Origin of the sequence: Ruminiclostridium papyrosolvens DSM 2782 (genome assembly GCF_029318685.1) — a bacterium.
GTDB lineage: Bacteria > Bacillota > Clostridia > Acetivibrionales > DSM-1351 > Ruminiclostridium > Ruminiclostridium papyrosolvens.
The window spans coordinates 1,915,001-1,929,514 of sequence record NZ_CP119677.1; the positions used below are offsets into that span (position 1 = coordinate 1,915,001).

The window sequence follows — 14,514 nt, forward strand, 5'->3', positions numbered from 1 at the left end:
GTGGAGGACCGAACCACATGACCGTTGAAAAGGTCTGGGATGAGCTGTGGGTGGCGGAGAAATTCCAATCGAACTCGGAGATAGCTGGTTCTCCCCGAAATAGCTTTAGGGCTAGCCTCAAGGGAAAATCATACGGAGGTAGAGCACTGAATGGGCTAGGGGCCTTACCGGGTTACCGAACCCTATCAAACTCCGAATGCCGTAATGATGTTACTTGGGAGTCAGACTATGAGAGATAAGTCCCATGGTCAAAAGGGAAACAGCCCAGACCATCAGCTAAGGTCCCAAAATCACAGTTAAGTGGAAAAGGATGTGGGCTTGCTAAGACAACTAGGATGTTGGCTTAGAAGCAGCCACTCATTCAAAGAGTGCGTAATAGCTCACTAGTCGAGTGAGCCTGCGCCGAAAATTACCGGGGCTAAACTGTGTACCGAAGCTATGGATCAGCGTGCATCCAATAGTATCGCCTAGCAAGTAAAATAGAGCTAGGTAATTTCACCAAATGTATCATATGAAAAATGATTCAAAACATTTGGTCAAATTATCTCATAGCTAAACTGTGTACTAGGAGATAGTATTGGATGCACGAGGGTGGTAGGGGAGCTTACTGTTGTAGGTTGAAGCAAGATCGAAAGGACTTGTGGACGAAGCAGTAGTGAGAATGCCGGAATAAGTAGCGAGAGTAAAGTGAGAATCTTTACCGTCGAAAACCTAAGGTTTCCTGGGGAAGGTTCGTCCGCCCAGGGTAAGTCTGGACCTAAGCTGAGGCCGAAAGGCGTAAGTGATGGACAACAGGTTGAAATTCCTGTACTACCGTTAATCGTTATGAGAGAGGTGGGGACGCAGGAGGATAAGTCAAGCGATCAGCTGGAAAAGATCGTGCAAGCGAGGTAGATAATCCGGTAGGCAAATCCGCCGGATGTTTCGAAGACGTGATGCGGAGGGAAAACAAGTACCGAAGTGACAGATTCCACACTGACGAGAAAAACCACTATCCAGATTAAAGGTACCAGTACCGCAAACCGACACAGGTAGGTGAGGAGAGAATCCTAAGACGAGCGGGAGAAGCGTTGTTAAGGAACTCGGCAAATTGACCCCGTAAGTTAGCGAAAAGGGGTGCCTCAAGCAATTGAGGCCGCAGAGAATAGGCCCAAGCAACTGTTTATCAAAAACACAGGTCTCTGCTAAATCGAAAGATGAAGTATAGGGGCTGACGCCTGCCCGGTGCTGGAAGGTTACGGGAATTGCTTAGGGGAAACCCGAAGGCATGAACTTAAGCCCCAGTAAACGGCGGCCGTAACTATAACGGTCCTAAGGTAGCGAAATTCCTTGTCAGGTAAGTTCTGACCCGCACGAATGGCGTAATGACTTGGGCACTGTCTCAACAACGTACCCGGCGAAATTGTAGTACTTGTGAAGATGCAAGTTACCCGCGACTAGACGGAAAGACCCCATGGAGCTTCACTGTAGCTTGATATTGGGTTTCGGTATTTTTTGTACAGGATAGGTGGGAGACTGAGAATTGGTGGCGCCAGCCATCAAGGAGTCGACGTTGGGATACCACTCTAAAAGTACTGGAACTCTAACCTGAGACCATAAGCTGGTCTAGGGACACTGTCAGGTGGGCAGTTTGACTGGGGCGGTCGCCTCCCAAAGAGTAACGGAGGCGTCCAAAGGTTACCTCAGCGCGGTTGGAAATCGCGCAACGAGTGCAAAGGCATAAGGTAGCCTGACTGTGAGAGAAACACCTCGAGCAGGTACGAAAGTAGGGCTTAGTGATCCGGTGGTATGAAAGTGGAATTGCCATCGCTCAACGGATAAAAGCTACCCTGGGGATAACAGGCTTATCTCCCCCAAGAGTCCACATCGACGGGGAGGTTTGGCACCTCGATGTCGGCTCATCGCATCCTGGAGCTGTAGCAGGTTCCAAGGGTTTGGCTGTTCGCCAATTAAAGCGGTACGCGAGCTGGGTTCAGAACGTCGTGAGACAGTTCGGTCCCTATCTGTCGCGGGCGCAGGATATTTGAGAGGATCTGTCCTTAGTACGAGAGGACCGGGATGGACGAACCTCTAGTGCACCAGTTGTCATACCAATGGCACAGCTGGGTAGCCAAGTTCGGCAGGGATAAACGCTGAAGGCATCTAAGCGTGAAACCCACCTCAAGATGAGATATCCCACTAGCAATAGGTAAGACCCCATGTAGACTACATGGTTGATAGGTCAGGAGTGTAAGCATAGTAATGTGTTAAGCTGACTGATACTAATAGGTCGAGGGTTTGACCCAAAGAAAACAGGTATTCAAAAGTAGAAGGTCTTAACCAGACAATGAGAGCTTTACATCTTCTTAAGAGAATAACATTAATCAGTTCTGAAGGTACAAAAGTATCTTAAAAAAAGTTAACAAAATTGTCAGAAGCGAGTAGTACAAGGAAGATGAGTGATGAGGAGCGGAGTTTATACACATAAATGAGCACCACAAGAACTAAATCTGACGCAGTAATACGAAGCTTATCACAATTTTAAATTTTCTGGTGGAAATGACGAGATGGATACACCCGTTCCCATACCGAACACGGCAGTTAAGCATCTCAGTGCCGATAATACTTGGCTGGAAACGGCTCGGGAAAGTAGGTCTCCGCCGGATTTATATGAAAACCTCAAGCTTATAGCTTGAGGTTTTGTTTTGCTTTAGGCGAAGTCATAGCATTCATGACTGTGTAATTCAGAAAAAAGATTTATCTAGAACCTTTGAGTAATAAAATACCTTCTTAAGTTTCAAGCAGGAAAATTTGCTAAAAAATAATATAAGTTTACTAATAGTTCAGGATGTAAGAGAATAGCCTTATATGTGAACATGCAGTTTATATAAAACTGTGATGCAAATTATGTAAATATATAATACTAAAATGTGAATTATCATGCATTATGTCAAAATATAAAATAAATTGTAAAATATAAGATATGATATAAAATTTTACAAAACTATTGATTTATGGGACTTTCAGTGCTATAATACTTTTGTGGCATTGACCACACACTTCTCTCACATTAGGGTTAATCAATCTTAGAATGACATCCTCACGTATTAAAGATTTTTTTATGTTTAACGGCAGTATAGACATTTGAAAATTAGAATTTGGATAGGCAACATTAGTATAGTTATGTTAACTTGACCTTCCATAAACTTGTCCTTTTGCAACCTGCAAAAGTTATCCTGACAAGCATAATATTCAAGTAAAAAACGTGACAGATTCTAACTTTACTACCGTTAAACAGAAAAAATTAGTCACTTAAAATCAAAAGTATTTCAAACCATCAAAAAAGAATAGGTCACTTAATAATTTTTCTTTTGGTACAAGATTAAGTACAATGTAAGTCAAACAAAGAAAAAATAAATTAAGGTGGCCTATTTTTCATTAGTTTCCTAAATATGTAAACGATAAGCTATACATAAATTCTATTTAGTCGACTGTTACGGAAATTAAATTTGAAATTAATACATATAAATGGTAAATTATTGTTATTACAGCTATAAAATGAAAGGGTTTGGTAATGTTGAAAAAGGCAGTAGTTTTATTATCAGGAGGTATGGACTCCACAACAGCTTTATACATAGCAAAATCTCAAGGATATGAAATATATGCTATATCTTTTAATTATGGACAAAGGCATTTTAAAGAGCTTGAATGCGCCAAGATAATTTCAGAAAAAGCTGGTGTTAAAGAACACATTATTGTAAATACAAATATGGATGCATGGGGTGGCTCTGCGCTAACAGACTCTAGTATTAGTGTACCCGACAGTAATATACATAATGGTAAAATTCCAATAACATATGTACCGGCACGAAATATGATTTTCTTGTCCTTTGCAGCATCTTACGCAGAAGTAATCGGTGCACAAGATATATTTATCGGTGTAAGTGAAGTTGACTATTCGGGGTATGTTGATTGTAGACAAGAATTTATTGATGCTATGGAAAATGCTATTAACTTTGGTACAGTATGTGCTGTAGAAGAAGGTAAAAAAATTAAAATTCATGCTCCTCTGGTATGTATGACTAAATCGGATGAGATAAAGTTAGGTATTAAATTAGGAGTAGACTATAGCCTTACATGGACATGCTACCGTGGCGAAGAATTGGCTTGCGGAACATGTGACAGTTGTTCCTTGCGCTTGAAGGCTTTTAAAGAAGCCGGGGAAAAAGACCCGCTACAATATACCGTGATTTAGATGAAGAATTGAACCTTTAATATTATGTTAAAGTTAGGAGAGAACTGATTGGGTAAAATATCTATAACTAAAGAATTTTCTTGGGATATGGCGCACATGTTATCAAACCACAGAGGGTTGTGCAGTAACCTACATGGTCATACATATAGAATGCAGGTTCAAATATCGAGAAAAGATAAAGGGGTACTTGAAGATACTCTTCACTCAGATGGAATGGTAATGGACTTTTCTGACCTTAAAGCAATAGTTCAGAGAAAAATAATTGAGCCTCTTGATCATGCATTTATGTTTTGGTGTGATACGAATGATTCTGTAGAACGTCAGATAGCAGAATTATTAAAGAGCAGCGGAAAGAAAGTTGCATCAGTTAAATATAGACCTACCGCAGAGGAAATGGCAGCAAGTTTTTTTGATGTTCTTACTCAGGAATTAGCTGATAGTGATATTGTGGTTGATAAAATAAAAATATGGGAAACTACCACTAGTTTTGCTGAAGTTATCAGAGAGGTATAGTATGAAGTTACAGGATTTTGAACAGAGACGAATACCAATTATTGAGATTTTTAACAGTGTTTCCGGTGAGGGTATATCTGCAGGTTCAGTTGTGACATTTGTAAGGGCGGCAGGCTGTAATTTGAGGTGTAATTATTGTGATACTAAGTATAGCTATAACGAGTTAGGCAATGGCATTCAAGTACTCAAGCCGGATGGAATTGTCAATATATTGGAGAGCTATAATTGCAAGAATGTATTGTGTACCGGAGGAGAGCCTCTTGAATTAAATAAAGCTAAGAGATATCTTCCCCTATATCTGGCTTCTAAAGGATTTAAGGTGCGGATTGAAACTAACGGGAGCTGCCCTTTGTATAGTAAGACCGAGTTAAATGATTTTGCAGTAGATAATATTAGCTTTTTAACACTAAACTATGCTTTAGACGTTAAATGTCCTGACTCCGGAATGTCCAACTATAATATTTATAATGAGAATTTTGAGTTATTAGGCCCAGAGGATGAAATAAAATTTATAGTTGGCACCAGGAGAGATTTAAAATTCGCATTTGAAACCATTAAGGAATATAGTAATATTCTATCTAAAACAGGTGTTACTATTAATTTTTTGCCTGTTTTTGGGAAGCTGGAAGCTATTGAAATAGTTAATATGTTAAAAGAAAATAATGCGTACTTTGAGAAATACGGATTAAATGTGAGATTGAGTCTTCAAATACACAAATTCATTTGGCCCCCTGAAGCAAGGGGGGTATAAAGTATATCTGGTTTGTCCTCAATATTTCCCAAATTTATAAAAAACAACAATGTTCAGAGAAATAATTAAAAGCCTAAAAGCACATATTTACTTTTACAATCAGTGTACATGTGAAACAGGTGACAACTATAAAACATAAATAAGAGTACTACATACCTATTTTTTTACAGGTATGTAGTACTCTATTTATATGTTAAATTTTATTAGGGTAATGCATTGTAGGATATTACATAATTAGGATTGTAAAATGTACGGCCACTATATGTCACCTTGTTACCTGAAAACGATGTTACGTAACCATAGTACCCACCATCTGAATTAAGTGAATCTATAATTGCAAAATGAAGGTGAACTCCAGTAGCAGCTGAACCGGTTTTACCAGCAACTCCGATTTGTTGTCCGGCACTAACGGAATTACCTTTTGAAACTGAGTATGAACTAAGGTGAGCATAAAAACTATAAACGGTTGAGGAGCCTATTCTATGTTCAACAACGACATAGTTTCCGTTTGAACTGTTAAATCCAACTGCAGCAACGGTGCCTGTAGCGGCAGCATATACTTTTCCTGATGTGCCATATATATCAATACCAACATGGTAGTTACGTCCTGAACTATTACTATTATAATTACCCCAACTTAAGTTTGTCGAAGAACTCCATGTGCAGTAATAATTATCCATTGGATACCTCCAAGTTGAAGAAGATGTTGTTGCTGCATAAATCCAGCCAATTTTATATCCGCCGGATGTTGGATAAATTATTTGCGCCTTTCCACTGGAAATTGGAGATAACATATAAATTGTATCAGTTGTATATACAGTACCGAAATGGGTACTCATATCTGATTTAGTGTAAACAGTAGTATTTTCACCCATACTAATTCTTTTGCAATAGCTCGTATTGTTAAGTATATTAGATTTATTGCAATAAGCTGTCTTAGAACCATTAGATGTGGGGTAACTAACTTTCCAATAGGTGCCTGTTGCGCTTAGCACTGTACAAAGGTCATTCGGATATATTGAACCAGATACCGTTGTACCTGAAGAAGACGTATAAGTAGTTACATTTGATGATCCTAATATGTAGAACTTGGCGTTTGTAAAGTTTGCAGTTCCGTCATCTCCAACTGAAACCGTCACGGCAAACGTACTCAGTGTTGACGCAAACATAGTTGTCAATACGAGTAATAGACTTACTAGGGATAAGAGCTTTTTTGTTTTTAAATTTTTCATACTAATTTCCTCCTAAAGTAAAATATATTAAATGCCGTAATCATTATAGCTCATTAAAAATTAAATGTAAAATAATTTAATAAATGTAAATATATGGATTAAAACTAATGAGAGTATTTTATGAAATTGGATAATCAAAATGAGAATGGAAAGTTTAGTATTTTGTATCTGTTTCTACGATATAGTGTTAATTCAGAAATGCTTGATGATTATGTCAATTTGGCTAAACGGAACGCTGATGATTTAATGGCAATACAAGACCAAACCTATGAATATATTAAAACAGCATAACGACTATTTCCCATACCTATTAGAGGATTCCTAATATATCAGAAGTTAACTGATGTTAATCAAGTAAAAAATAGTATTCTGCTGAAATTACGCTTTTACATAACAATAGCCACTTTCGAGAAACCTCGAAAGTGGCTATTTACTTGGCAGGGGAGACAGGACTTGAACCCGCAGCCGACGGTTTTGGAGTGCGCAAAATATATTTATTTCTTTTTATTTTAAATCGTATATTCTTGATATATCAAGTGTTACATGGAATTCAATTTATTTGTTCTTATCTTTAATATGTAATATTTAATTAAATATTTTCCCCGAATTTTCCCCAAGTTTTCCCCGATATCTTTCGATGTATTAAACTAGTTTGATTTATTTAATACATGCTATATAATTATTTTATTAATGATTTTAAATAGGAGTATAGAATGAGAATAATAGAGAAATTATCATATAAAAGTGCTAATTATTTTGCTAAACAGCTCGGTCTAAATCATCAACAAAGAACAATACGCTATTTCGGGTTTCAATCATTGTATGGAGATGTAGTTAAAATCTTGATTATGGCAATAGTATCTTTAATAATAAAATCATTTTTAGCAACTATGTTAGTTGCTTTTTCATTTGCTATTCTAAGAAGAAATGCAGGCGGGTTTCACATGAAAACTGAAATAGGTTGTATAATATTTACAACTTTAATTTGTGTAATTCCCGGAACCATAATCAGCTACTTTCAATTATTATCAAATATATTAACCATAATCATTTTAATAATTATATTTATTTTTTGCCATATATGCTTATTCAAATATGCTCCTAAGGGTTCTAAAAACAATATGATAACAGATAAAGATGAAATTCTAAAATTTAAAAAGAAGTCTATAACAACACATCGGTTTTTATATATATGGGTTATTTTATTTCTTGTACTAAATAAAAATTACATATCTATATCAATAAGCATTGGTTGTATGTTGGAAGTTCTTACAATTTTACCGATAATTCAAAATACAAACAGAATGAAAAAGACAATCAAACTATATTGACTGTCTAGCGTAAATTTGGTATTATTAATCGACAAGAAATTATATTTATTGGCAACTTTCTCCGTAAAGTTGCTTTTTTTTACTTTTTAATCTTTTTTAATGCTTTTGGAGTTTTAGGTTGATATCCCCAAAGGAAACAAAAATTGTCTGCTTTTGTTTCTGCAACTTTAGTAACTCCTGAATCAATAAGTGATAATATTTTTTTAGTGTTGTCCATTTTCAACACTCCTTTCTATATGATATTTTGAAACCTTTGTTATAACCTTTATATAATGATATAATATCACAAAATTTAGAAGTCCACTACATGCACAACATAAACCTAGCAATATTTTTGTATCCAAGCTAAATACTGGGAAATAAGCAATCACAATTTTAGTAAGATTTAGTTCAATGAAAAATAAAGTGAAAACAATAAATATAAATCCTTTAAGCCCAATTTGATATTGCTTTAATTTTTGTATTACTGAGCTAAAGTTCCAAAAAGAAATTATAGCAATTATTTGTACGATTCTTTCAGGTATAAAACATAAAAATATCTTTAGTGCCGGAGAGTTTAATAAATTAGCTTCGCTACCATTATAAAAATAGCGAATGCAGTAGGGGACATATAATGATTCAAAACTAATAATAAGAATGGAAAAAGCTGCTACACCTAACAACGATTCCATCCATGTAGTATTGTAGAAATATTTCAGTATTATGCAATATACTACCATATATGCAATTGATACTATATTCATGCTAGGAATAAAAGTACCAATAAAAGAGCCAATAAATGAAACTATGCTCGCCAAAAATAATATTTTCAGTAAACTAATGATAAATTTGTTTGAATCACATTTAAAAGGGACTTCACTTCCCTTGCCGATAACGACTAAAGAAAACATAAAACAAAGGAAAAATTGCGGTATTGATAAAATACAAGTGTTTAATATACTAAAATTCTCCATAACAAACCTCCGTAAATTCATTTACATGACAAGAAATAAATTAATTAAAGTTTTCTTGCAATAATTATATTATCCAATGGTATTCCAGAGTTTTTTATTCTTATTGCAATATTCATAAATTCTCTATTATCTAAATTTGCAGCGAATTTTATTAATTTGTTTTTTTCAGTGTTATCTTCAGAGTATGGTTGATTCTGACCTAATAATTTATAAATACTAACACCAGAAAGATTAGCAATTTGGTTAATTGTATTTATATCTACTGACTTACCGTCTTCAATGTCTTTAATTTCTTTTACTTTTAAATCATTATATAAAGCAAATTCTTTCTGGGATAAATTCATGGTTCGTCTTAATTCTTTTATAGCTGAAGCTATATAAGTTACATCAACTGTATTTAACATATCATTAATGTCTTCAATATCACATCCTAACAAATAATCAATACTAACATTAAAAATCCTCCTTAGCTTTTTTAAATTTTCAATACTGGGATACCTGCCTTCTTCTGCCAATAGTTTACTTATCGCTGATGGAGTAACTCCCAATTCGTTGGCTAAGTCGGCTGGCTTTAAATTAAACTTTTCCATCAACAATGCAAGTCTTCGAGAAAACATTTCAACTCCTCCATATATTATACTTTAAGTATAATAATAGACTGGCAGTCAATAAATGTCAAGAAAAAATGAACTATAGTCAAAGAATGTTTAAAAAAATGGAATAATATTCATAAATCATCCATAATTATGAATTATAGTCAATATTCAAAATTGCTAATAATTGACTGATAGGATAATATGTTAATGAAAGGAAGTGATAAACATTTGAGGAAAACAAAGGTAGATAAGTTAAATGCTTTAGGCAGACTTCGAGAAAATGTTGGATTAAAAAGGGAGGATGTTGAATCTAAAGTAAAAGCCCTACAAAGTGCAGAATTGAGTTGTTCTATCTCTTATCTTTGCAAATTAGAAAAACTAGGAACAGACAAAAAACCTTCGTTACAGTTAGCTTTAGAGTTGTGTAAAATGTACGGTTGCAAGCTCGAGGATATATATCCAGATTTGAAAGAAAAACTTAGAGAGTATCAAGCTAGTTGATGAATCTTAGAAAGCAGGTTAGATTATGGAAGAAAAAAACTTAACAAAGGAACGTGTAACCTGGGATGCAAAGACTGCATCAAATTATTTAGGAATATCCTATGGATTCTTACTGAAATTGGCTAGACAAAAGGAAATACCGTTCATTCATGTCGGAAGAATATACTTGTTTCGCAAAGAATCATTGGATATATGGTTAAGAAATCAAGAAACACAGGCAATCCAAACTGAATCCACACAGCTATACGGAAAGTTAAGAAAAGTTCAAGAATAATTTCAATGCAAGCGAGAAAGGAGGCGATTTAAATGTTAACTATTAAAATAAAAGAATTGAAGGAAGTACTTCATTGTGATGAAGCTAACCTCCTTCTTAACAGGGGATGGGTACTCCTTGATGTTACTATCAATGCTAATATAGTGTACATGATGGGAAGACCTGAAAACGTGGAGTATTAATCCTTTTGATTTTGAAGGATTTCAACATTTACTTTTCCGGGGACTATTTTCTTAGTGTTTCCTAAGATGTACACGGTTTCGGAATATTCCTTATTGGTTCTAAATCCGGCATTTATAAGATGCCAACCTTCATTAATACGCTGCTGTGCAATTTGACAACTACTAACTTCAGTGATGGTTTGGTATAAAGCGTTTAATTCAGTCATAGAACATCTTCCTTTCTATTTACTCGGCTACTGCAATAGCCTGTGAAAGGATTATACCACAAAATACAAAAGATTGAAAATTTAGGAATTTAAAGAAAGGAGGCGAGCTAGATGGATTATAAATCAGTAATTGAAGAACAGATAAGAACCCTTCAAAAGCTACAGGATAATGCAACTAAAAATGAGTGTTTTGAAATTTCCTGTAAGTTAGCTGAAACAATATCAAAACTTTGTTTTCAGGCAAGAGATATTTAGAAAGGAGGCAGTTTAATGGGATTCAATAGAAATTTATTACATGATGGCATTTGCAGTATGGTAAAAGGTTCTGAACTTCCTGTAAGTACAGTATTAAGTGTCCTTGAATCTGTAAAGGATACAGTGTTAGCTGAAACCGTGGCATTTGATGGAGAAACTGAAAGACAAATTGTTGTAGTAAGTAAAGAAGAAAATTTAACGGCAGCGGACATTGGTAAGTAATTATTTTTTCAAAGTTTTAATTGTAAGTTTTGTTGGTTCAGGAGTGTATATCTCTTTTACCAACCTACGTACTTCTAAATATTGGTCACAATAAGATTTTGTTAATTCCTCAATATCGCTAGTTTTATTGAAGTCAAAGCGATTGAGAATTTCAGTAATAATGCTGTGAAAGTTTTCGTTTAAAATTTCAATATTAGTTTTTTCTCTCTCCATATAAATCCTCCTTGGTAGTCCGCTGCCAAGTACATTTTACCATTAATTGTTAAATACTAAAAGAAAGGAGGAAACCCCTTGAACGAATTATCAGAATTAAACCAAATGACTTCAATGGAAATCGCAGAGGTAACTGGGAAACAACACCCACATGTAATGAGAGATATAAGAGATGAAATCGAAAAGCTTGTATCCGGTGGGATTGAGTACCAATCCAAATTTGGATTGGTTGAATACAAAGATGCAAAAGGTGAAAAAAGACCATACTACATACTTACCAAAGAAGGAGTACTTCAATTAGCAGCCCGGTATGATGCTGTAGTCAGAGCGAAATTAATTGAACTGGCCATGAAACATGAGCCTAAACCACAATCAATAGAAGACCTGATTATAATGCAAGCTCAGTCAATGAAAGATTTGAAATCCCAAGTCAATACGTTGCAGTTAACTACTCAGACAATAAAAGATACTGTAATAAGCACACCGGATAAGTGGAGAGATGATATAAACCGTATGCTCAATAAGATTGTAAAGGCCGTTGGGAACTCGAAGTACCGGGAGTTAAAAACAGAGAGCTACAAACTACTGGAAGAACGTGCTCATGTTGATTTAAACCGCAGGCTTAACAATCAAAGATACAGGATGAAGATTGAAGGAGCTGCGAAATCAGCAATAGATAAAGTAAATAAGATGGACATTGTTGAATCAGACCCAAAGCTTCGTGAAATATATTCAGCAATTGTAAAAGAGTACACAATCAAATTTGTAGCCTGAAAGGAGCCACCACCATGTTAAAGAAAATCGAAACAAAATGTCGTGAATCAAATTCTTTCGCTTGGGGATTTACCGGATTCGGTATCTTACTGATGATTCTAATTTACTTACTGTAGGAGGGTAGTATGAAGTATCGCAAAAAGCCTGTAGTGGTTGAAGCTTTTAACCAGAATCAAGAAGAAACGCCAGATTGGTTTATCGAGGCAATAATAAGCGGTGCAATTAAATATATAACGGTAGCCTCTGGTATTAAAGTACTTATTAAAACGTTAGAAGGGCCTATGTTAGCCGATAGTAACGACTACATAATCAAAGGTGTTAACGGTGAATTTTACTCATGCAAGCCTAATGTCTTTGAAAAAACATACGAACCAGTAACAAACGAGTAACCATCAATTTACTTCTGACAAGAGCTAAAGAAACCAAAGAACTATATTAATTTTGTCAGGAGTCGGAACAATGAAAATTCTAAGTCAAGACAAGGATTTAATCTTTAATTTCAATTCATTTTCAAAAATTTATGCACAAGACAAATACATAAACGGCAGGTACTACGGGACTAACATATTTGGCAAATCATTATTTAAGAAGCACCTTTTAGGTACATATGAGGACGGCGAAGCTCAACTTGTAGTGACTGAGATTTATAAGCTGTTAAAAGCAAACAGCAAAGTTTTTTACACAATGCCGGAGGTAGCATTGGATTTAACAGAACTATTTTTGTAAGGGAGGTATCAGGATGAAAGATTTTAAAGTTAGGTGTGTAAAAGGTGATTGTCCATATTTCACTAAAGGTAAAGTTTATAAAATAGAAAACGGCCATTTCATTACCAACCAAGGAATTAAAAGTTTTAAATCATATAACAATGTCGAAGAAATAAACGAGTCTTGTTGTGCCAAATTCGAACTTGTCCCCGAACCGCAAAAGTTCACAAAGGATATGTTGAGGACGGGAGATTTAGTTATTTCAAGGGATGGCACATTTAATAAAGTAATTTTAGACCCTGCAAACGTTCTTTTAGATGTAGATGAGTGTTACTTAAATATTTCTTTATTAACTGATGATTTAACAGTAGATTCTAATCACACTTTGGACATTGTTGAGGTGTTAAGGCCAAATCGTCATTACTATAGTTTATCTTTTGACAAATCAAAACATCATCTTCTCTGGCAACGTCCCGAACCCCGGAAAATTAATAAATCTGAAGCTGAAAAGTTGCTTTCAGAACACTTGGAAGAATTGATTCAGATTGAGGGGTGATTGGAATATGAAATGTCCGTATTATGAGAACTCTTGCGACAAGCTCAAGAAGATAAATTGCAAACGTGGAACAGAGCGGACAAATTTTCAAGGAAAGGGATACGATAATCAGCTTAAAAGCTACTGTGATAATACATATAACAAGTGTTGGTGTTATCAACATTTAGAGGGCTTGTGGTAATGAAAGGAGGTCTATAGTTGGGTGGCGGAAGAAATTATGATAGCAAAATATTTCAAACAAGTTGTCCGGAATGTTATTCAACAGCTGAATTAGTTCAACTTCTTAAAATTGATGTTTCATGTATAACTATGAATCAACTTAAACAGCTGTGGAACTGTACGGATATATACATTTACAATTGCATGGTAGAAGGGATGCCACACACTGGTACCGGTAATAAAAGCACGTTTAATCTTGATAAGTGCCAACGGTGGCACAGAGGTGAAGAAGTTATTTAAACAAAAAAATATTTTTGAAAGGTAAAGGTGAATGATTATGAAAAGTACAGGAGTAGTAAGGAAAGTAGATGAATTGGGAAGGGTTGTTCTGCCAGTTGAACTCAGGAGAACAATGACTATTGAAGAGAAAGACCCGTTGGAAATCTTTACAGAAGGTGATTGCATAATTCTGAAAAAGTATACTCCCGGATGCGATTTCTGCGGAAATGTTGACGAAAATTTGAAAACATTTAAGGGTAAAAATTTCTGTCCTGCTTGCTTAAAGGAGCTGAAAAAGCTGTGAGAAAGCGAAGATTCAGGATTAAAAAGCCAGTAGCCCTAATTATTGCATTTGTCTTAGGAGTTTTATTATTACCTTGGGCGGTGGATTATGCAGACAAAGTTAGAGGATATGATGGCACAGGTAGTGAGTTTTTATTGCCTTTGGTATTTGTGGCAGCTGTTGTATTGATTTATGAGGTAAGGCCAGAACAAAAAGAAAACACCTAATTTAAGGTGTTAAGAAAATAAATTCAAACAGATTATATATCGAAAGGACGGTAATGTAAAGATGGATA

Annotated in this window: 23 protein-coding genes and 2 rRNA genes (1 of these 25 running past the window's edge); 19 read left to right on the forward strand and 6 right to left on the reverse strand. The window is 35.3% G+C overall.

The genetic code is table 11. The annotated features are described in order from the left end of the window. From P0092_RS08545 to P0092_RS08565, 5 genes are all read left to right on the forward strand, one after another. Window positions 1–2,285 (forward strand): 23S ribosomal RNA (locus P0092_RS08545); it begins 768 nt to the left of the window's first position. 243 nt (window positions 2,286–2,528) lie between these two features. Next, a 5S ribosomal RNA gene (gene rrf / locus P0092_RS08550) occupies window positions 2,529–2,645 on the forward strand. Between the two features lie 911 nt (window positions 2,646–3,556). Further along, on the forward strand, window positions 3,557–4,234 hold the full coding sequence (queC, locus tag P0092_RS08555) for a 7-cyano-7-deazaguanine synthase QueC (protein WP_040759050.1): 678 nt from the start codon (window positions 3,557–3,559) through the stop codon (window positions 4,232–4,234). A 48-nt stretch (window positions 4,235–4,282) separates the two neighbouring features. Further along, window positions 4,283–4,747, forward strand: a complete 465-nt coding sequence (locus tag P0092_RS08560) for a 6-pyruvoyl trahydropterin synthase family protein (RefSeq protein ID WP_004620013.1) — start codon at window positions 4,283–4,285, stop codon at window positions 4,745–4,747. A 1-nt stretch (window position 4,748) separates the two neighbouring features. Beyond that, window positions 4,749–5,498: a radical SAM protein gene (locus tag P0092_RS08565; RefSeq protein WP_004620014.1), complete on the forward strand. Its 750-nt coding sequence runs from the start codon at window positions 4,749–4,751 to the stop codon at window positions 5,496–5,498. A gap of 203 nt (window positions 5,499–5,701) precedes the next feature. On the opposite strand, the gene P0092_RS08570 is transcribed toward P0092_RS08565, so the two are convergent. Next, complete coding sequence (locus P0092_RS08570; protein ID WP_276187168.1) at window positions 5,702–6,730, reverse strand: M23 family metallopeptidase; 1,029 nt, start codon at window positions 6,728–6,730, stop codon at window positions 5,702–5,704. A 713-nt stretch (window positions 6,731–7,443) separates the two neighbouring features. On the opposite strand from P0092_RS08570, the gene P0092_RS08575 reads away from it, so the two are divergent. After that, entirely contained in the window at window positions 7,444–8,061 is a 618-nt protein-coding gene (locus P0092_RS08575; RefSeq protein WP_004620032.1) for an accessory gene regulator ArgB-like protein, read from the forward strand. Between the two features lie 79 nt (window positions 8,062–8,140). Here the strand turns inward: P0092_RS08575 and P0092_RS08580 are convergent, their stop codons facing one another. From P0092_RS08580 to P0092_RS08590, 3 genes are read right to left on the reverse strand one after another with little or no spacing between them, the layout of a single operon-like run. Next, the gene (locus P0092_RS08580) at window positions 8,141–8,278 is read right to left on the reverse strand and encodes a cyclic lactone autoinducer peptide (protein WP_004620033.1); all 138 of its coding nucleotides are present in this window, start codon (window positions 8,276–8,278) and stop codon (window positions 8,141–8,143) included. Then, window positions 8,265–9,014 (reverse strand): hypothetical protein, encoded by a 750-nt coding sequence (locus tag P0092_RS08585; RefSeq protein ID WP_004620034.1) that lies wholly within the window; start codon window positions 9,012–9,014, stop codon window positions 8,265–8,267. Before P0092_RS08585 ends, P0092_RS08580 begins: the two co-directional genes overlap by 14 nt. Window positions 9,015–9,058: 44 nt before the next feature. Next, window positions 9,059–9,631: a helix-turn-helix domain-containing protein gene (locus tag P0092_RS08590; protein ID WP_004620035.1), complete on the reverse strand. Its 573-nt coding sequence runs from the start codon at window positions 9,629–9,631 to the stop codon at window positions 9,059–9,061. Between the two features lie 186 nt (window positions 9,632–9,817). Here P0092_RS08590 and P0092_RS08595 point away from each other — a divergent pair, with 186 nt between their 5' ends. From P0092_RS08595 to P0092_RS08605, 3 genes are read left to right on the forward strand one after another with little or no spacing between them, the layout of a single operon-like run. Further along, window positions 9,818–10,111, forward strand: coding sequence for a helix-turn-helix domain-containing protein (locus tag P0092_RS08595; RefSeq protein WP_004620038.1), 294 nt, complete (start codon window positions 9,818–9,820; stop codon window positions 10,109–10,111). A gap of 25 nt (window positions 10,112–10,136) precedes the next feature. Further along, entirely contained in the window at window positions 10,137–10,385 is a 249-nt protein-coding gene (locus tag P0092_RS08600; RefSeq protein WP_004620040.1) for an excisionase family DNA-binding protein, read from the forward strand. Window positions 10,386–10,417: 32 nt separating this feature from the next. Continuing rightward, the gene (locus P0092_RS08605) at window positions 10,418–10,567 is read left to right on the forward strand and encodes a hypothetical protein (RefSeq protein WP_004620045.1); all 150 of its coding nucleotides are present in this window, start codon (window positions 10,418–10,420) and stop codon (window positions 10,565–10,567) included. Here the strand turns inward: P0092_RS08605 and P0092_RS08610 are convergent. Further along, window positions 10,564–10,773, reverse strand: coding sequence for a hypothetical protein (locus tag P0092_RS08610; protein ID WP_004620048.1), 210 nt, complete (start codon window positions 10,771–10,773; stop codon window positions 10,564–10,566). The genes P0092_RS08605 and P0092_RS08610 overlap by 4 nt on opposite strands. A 111-nt stretch (window positions 10,774–10,884) precedes the next feature. Here P0092_RS08610 and P0092_RS08615 point away from each other — a divergent pair, with 111 nt between their 5' ends. Together P0092_RS08615 and P0092_RS08620 are read left to right on the forward strand one after the other, a co-directional pair. After that, the gene (locus P0092_RS08615; protein WP_004620049.1) at window positions 10,885–11,028 is read left to right on the forward strand and encodes a hypothetical protein; all 144 of its coding nucleotides are present in this window, start codon (window positions 10,885–10,887) and stop codon (window positions 11,026–11,028) included. 15 nt (window positions 11,029–11,043) lie between these two features. Further along, entirely contained in the window at window positions 11,044–11,250 is a 207-nt protein-coding gene (locus P0092_RS08620) for a hypothetical protein (protein WP_004620050.1), read from the forward strand. Here the strand turns inward: P0092_RS08620 and P0092_RS08625 are convergent, their stop codons facing one another. After that, window positions 11,251–11,463, reverse strand: a complete 213-nt coding sequence (locus tag P0092_RS08625; RefSeq protein WP_004620051.1) for a hypothetical protein — start codon at window positions 11,461–11,463, stop codon at window positions 11,251–11,253. A 78-nt stretch (window positions 11,464–11,541) separates the two neighbouring features. Here P0092_RS08625 and P0092_RS08630 point away from each other — a divergent pair, with 78 nt between their 5' ends. The 8 genes from P0092_RS08630 to P0092_RS08665 all read left to right on the forward strand — a co-directional run bounded on the left by P0092_RS08630 (window position 11,542) and on the right by P0092_RS08665 (window position 14,446). Beyond that, window positions 11,542–12,237, forward strand: a complete 696-nt coding sequence (locus tag P0092_RS08630) for a Rha family transcriptional regulator (RefSeq protein WP_004620052.1) — start codon at window positions 11,542–11,544, stop codon at window positions 12,235–12,237. Between the two features lie 125 nt (window positions 12,238–12,362). Next, window positions 12,363–12,626 (forward strand): hypothetical protein, encoded by a 264-nt coding sequence (locus P0092_RS08635; protein ID WP_004620053.1) that lies wholly within the window; start codon window positions 12,363–12,365, stop codon window positions 12,624–12,626. Between the two features lie 70 nt (window positions 12,627–12,696). Next, window positions 12,697–12,963, forward strand: coding sequence for a hypothetical protein (locus tag P0092_RS08640; RefSeq protein ID WP_004620055.1), 267 nt, complete (start codon window positions 12,697–12,699; stop codon window positions 12,961–12,963). Between the two features lie 13 nt (window positions 12,964–12,976). Further along, window positions 12,977–13,498, forward strand: a complete 522-nt coding sequence (locus tag P0092_RS08645; protein ID WP_004620057.1) for a hypothetical protein — start codon at window positions 12,977–12,979, stop codon at window positions 13,496–13,498. A gap of 7 nt (window positions 13,499–13,505) precedes the next feature. Further along, window positions 13,506–13,679 (forward strand): hypothetical protein, encoded by a 174-nt coding sequence (locus P0092_RS08650; RefSeq protein WP_158498420.1) that lies wholly within the window; start codon window positions 13,506–13,508, stop codon window positions 13,677–13,679. A 17-nt stretch (window positions 13,680–13,696) separates the two neighbouring features. Beyond that, the gene (locus P0092_RS08655) at window positions 13,697–13,957 is read left to right on the forward strand and encodes a hypothetical protein (protein ID WP_004620058.1); all 261 of its coding nucleotides are present in this window, start codon (window positions 13,697–13,699) and stop codon (window positions 13,955–13,957) included. Window positions 13,958–13,994: 37 nt separating this feature from the next. Continuing rightward, entirely contained in the window at window positions 13,995–14,240 is a 246-nt protein-coding gene (locus P0092_RS08660) for an AbrB/MazE/SpoVT family DNA-binding domain-containing protein (protein ID WP_040759002.1), read from the forward strand. Then, window positions 14,237–14,446: a hypothetical protein gene (locus tag P0092_RS08665; protein ID WP_004620062.1), complete on the forward strand. Its 210-nt coding sequence runs from the start codon at window positions 14,237–14,239 to the stop codon at window positions 14,444–14,446. Before P0092_RS08660 ends, P0092_RS08665 begins: the two co-directional genes overlap by 4 nt. Window positions 14,447–14,514 lie beyond the last annotated feature (68 nt).

Bases quoted from the DNA above. Each gene is read 5' to 3' on its own strand.
- P0092_RS08625 (WP_004620051.1), bottom strand. From the start codon at position 11,463: ATGGAGAGAGAAAAAACTAATATTGAAATTTTAAACGAAAACTTTCAC.
- P0092_RS08650 (WP_158498420.1), top strand. From the start codon at position 13,506: ATGAAATGTCCGTATTATGAGAACTCTTGCGACAAGCTCAAGAAGATA.
- P0092_RS08595 (WP_004620038.1), top strand. From the start codon at position 9,818: ATGAAAGGAAGTGATAAACATTTGAGGAAAACAAAGGTAGATAAGTTA.
- P0092_RS08580 (WP_004620033.1), bottom strand. From the start codon at position 8,278: ATGGACAACACTAAAAAAATATTATCACTTATTGATTCAGGAGTTACT.
- P0092_RS08620 (WP_004620050.1), top strand. From the start codon at position 11,044: ATGGGATTCAATAGAAATTTATTACATGATGGCATTTGCAGTATGGTA.
- P0092_RS08575 (WP_004620032.1), top strand. From the start codon at position 7,444: ATGAGAATAATAGAGAAATTATCATATAAAAGTGCTAATTATTTTGCT.
- P0092_RS08615 (WP_004620049.1), top strand. From the start codon at position 10,885: ATGGATTATAAATCAGTAATTGAAGAACAGATAAGAACCCTTCAAAAG.
- P0092_RS08610 (WP_004620048.1), bottom strand. From the start codon at position 10,773: ATGACTGAATTAAACGCTTTATACCAAACCATCACTGAAGTTAGTAGT.
- P0092_RS08600 (WP_004620040.1), top strand. From the start codon at position 10,137: ATGGAAGAAAAAAACTTAACAAAGGAACGTGTAACCTGGGATGCAAAG.
- P0092_RS08570 (WP_276187168.1), bottom strand. From the start codon at position 6,730: ATGAAAAATTTAAAAACAAAAAAGCTCTTATCCCTAGTAAGTCTATTA.
- P0092_RS08645 (WP_004620057.1), top strand. From the start codon at position 12,977: ATGAAAGATTTTAAAGTTAGGTGTGTAAAAGGTGATTGTCCATATTTC.
- P0092_RS08565 (WP_004620014.1), top strand. From the start codon at position 4,749: ATGAAGTTACAGGATTTTGAACAGAGACGAATACCAATTATTGAGATT.
- P0092_RS08635 (WP_004620053.1), top strand. From the start codon at position 12,363: ATGAAGTATCGCAAAAAGCCTGTAGTGGTTGAAGCTTTTAACCAGAAT.
- P0092_RS08585 (WP_004620034.1), bottom strand. From the start codon at position 9,014: ATGGAGAATTTTAGTATATTAAACACTTGTATTTTATCAATACCGCAA.
- P0092_RS08605 (WP_004620045.1), top strand. From the start codon at position 10,418: ATGTTAACTATTAAAATAAAAGAATTGAAGGAAGTACTTCATTGTGAT.
- P0092_RS08640 (WP_004620055.1), top strand. From the start codon at position 12,697: ATGAAAATTCTAAGTCAAGACAAGGATTTAATCTTTAATTTCAATTCA.
- P0092_RS08590 (WP_004620035.1), bottom strand. From the start codon at position 9,631: ATGTTTTCTCGAAGACTTGCATTGTTGATGGAAAAGTTTAATTTAAAG.
- P0092_RS08660 (WP_040759002.1), top strand. From the start codon at position 13,995: ATGAAAAGTACAGGAGTAGTAAGGAAAGTAGATGAATTGGGAAGGGTT.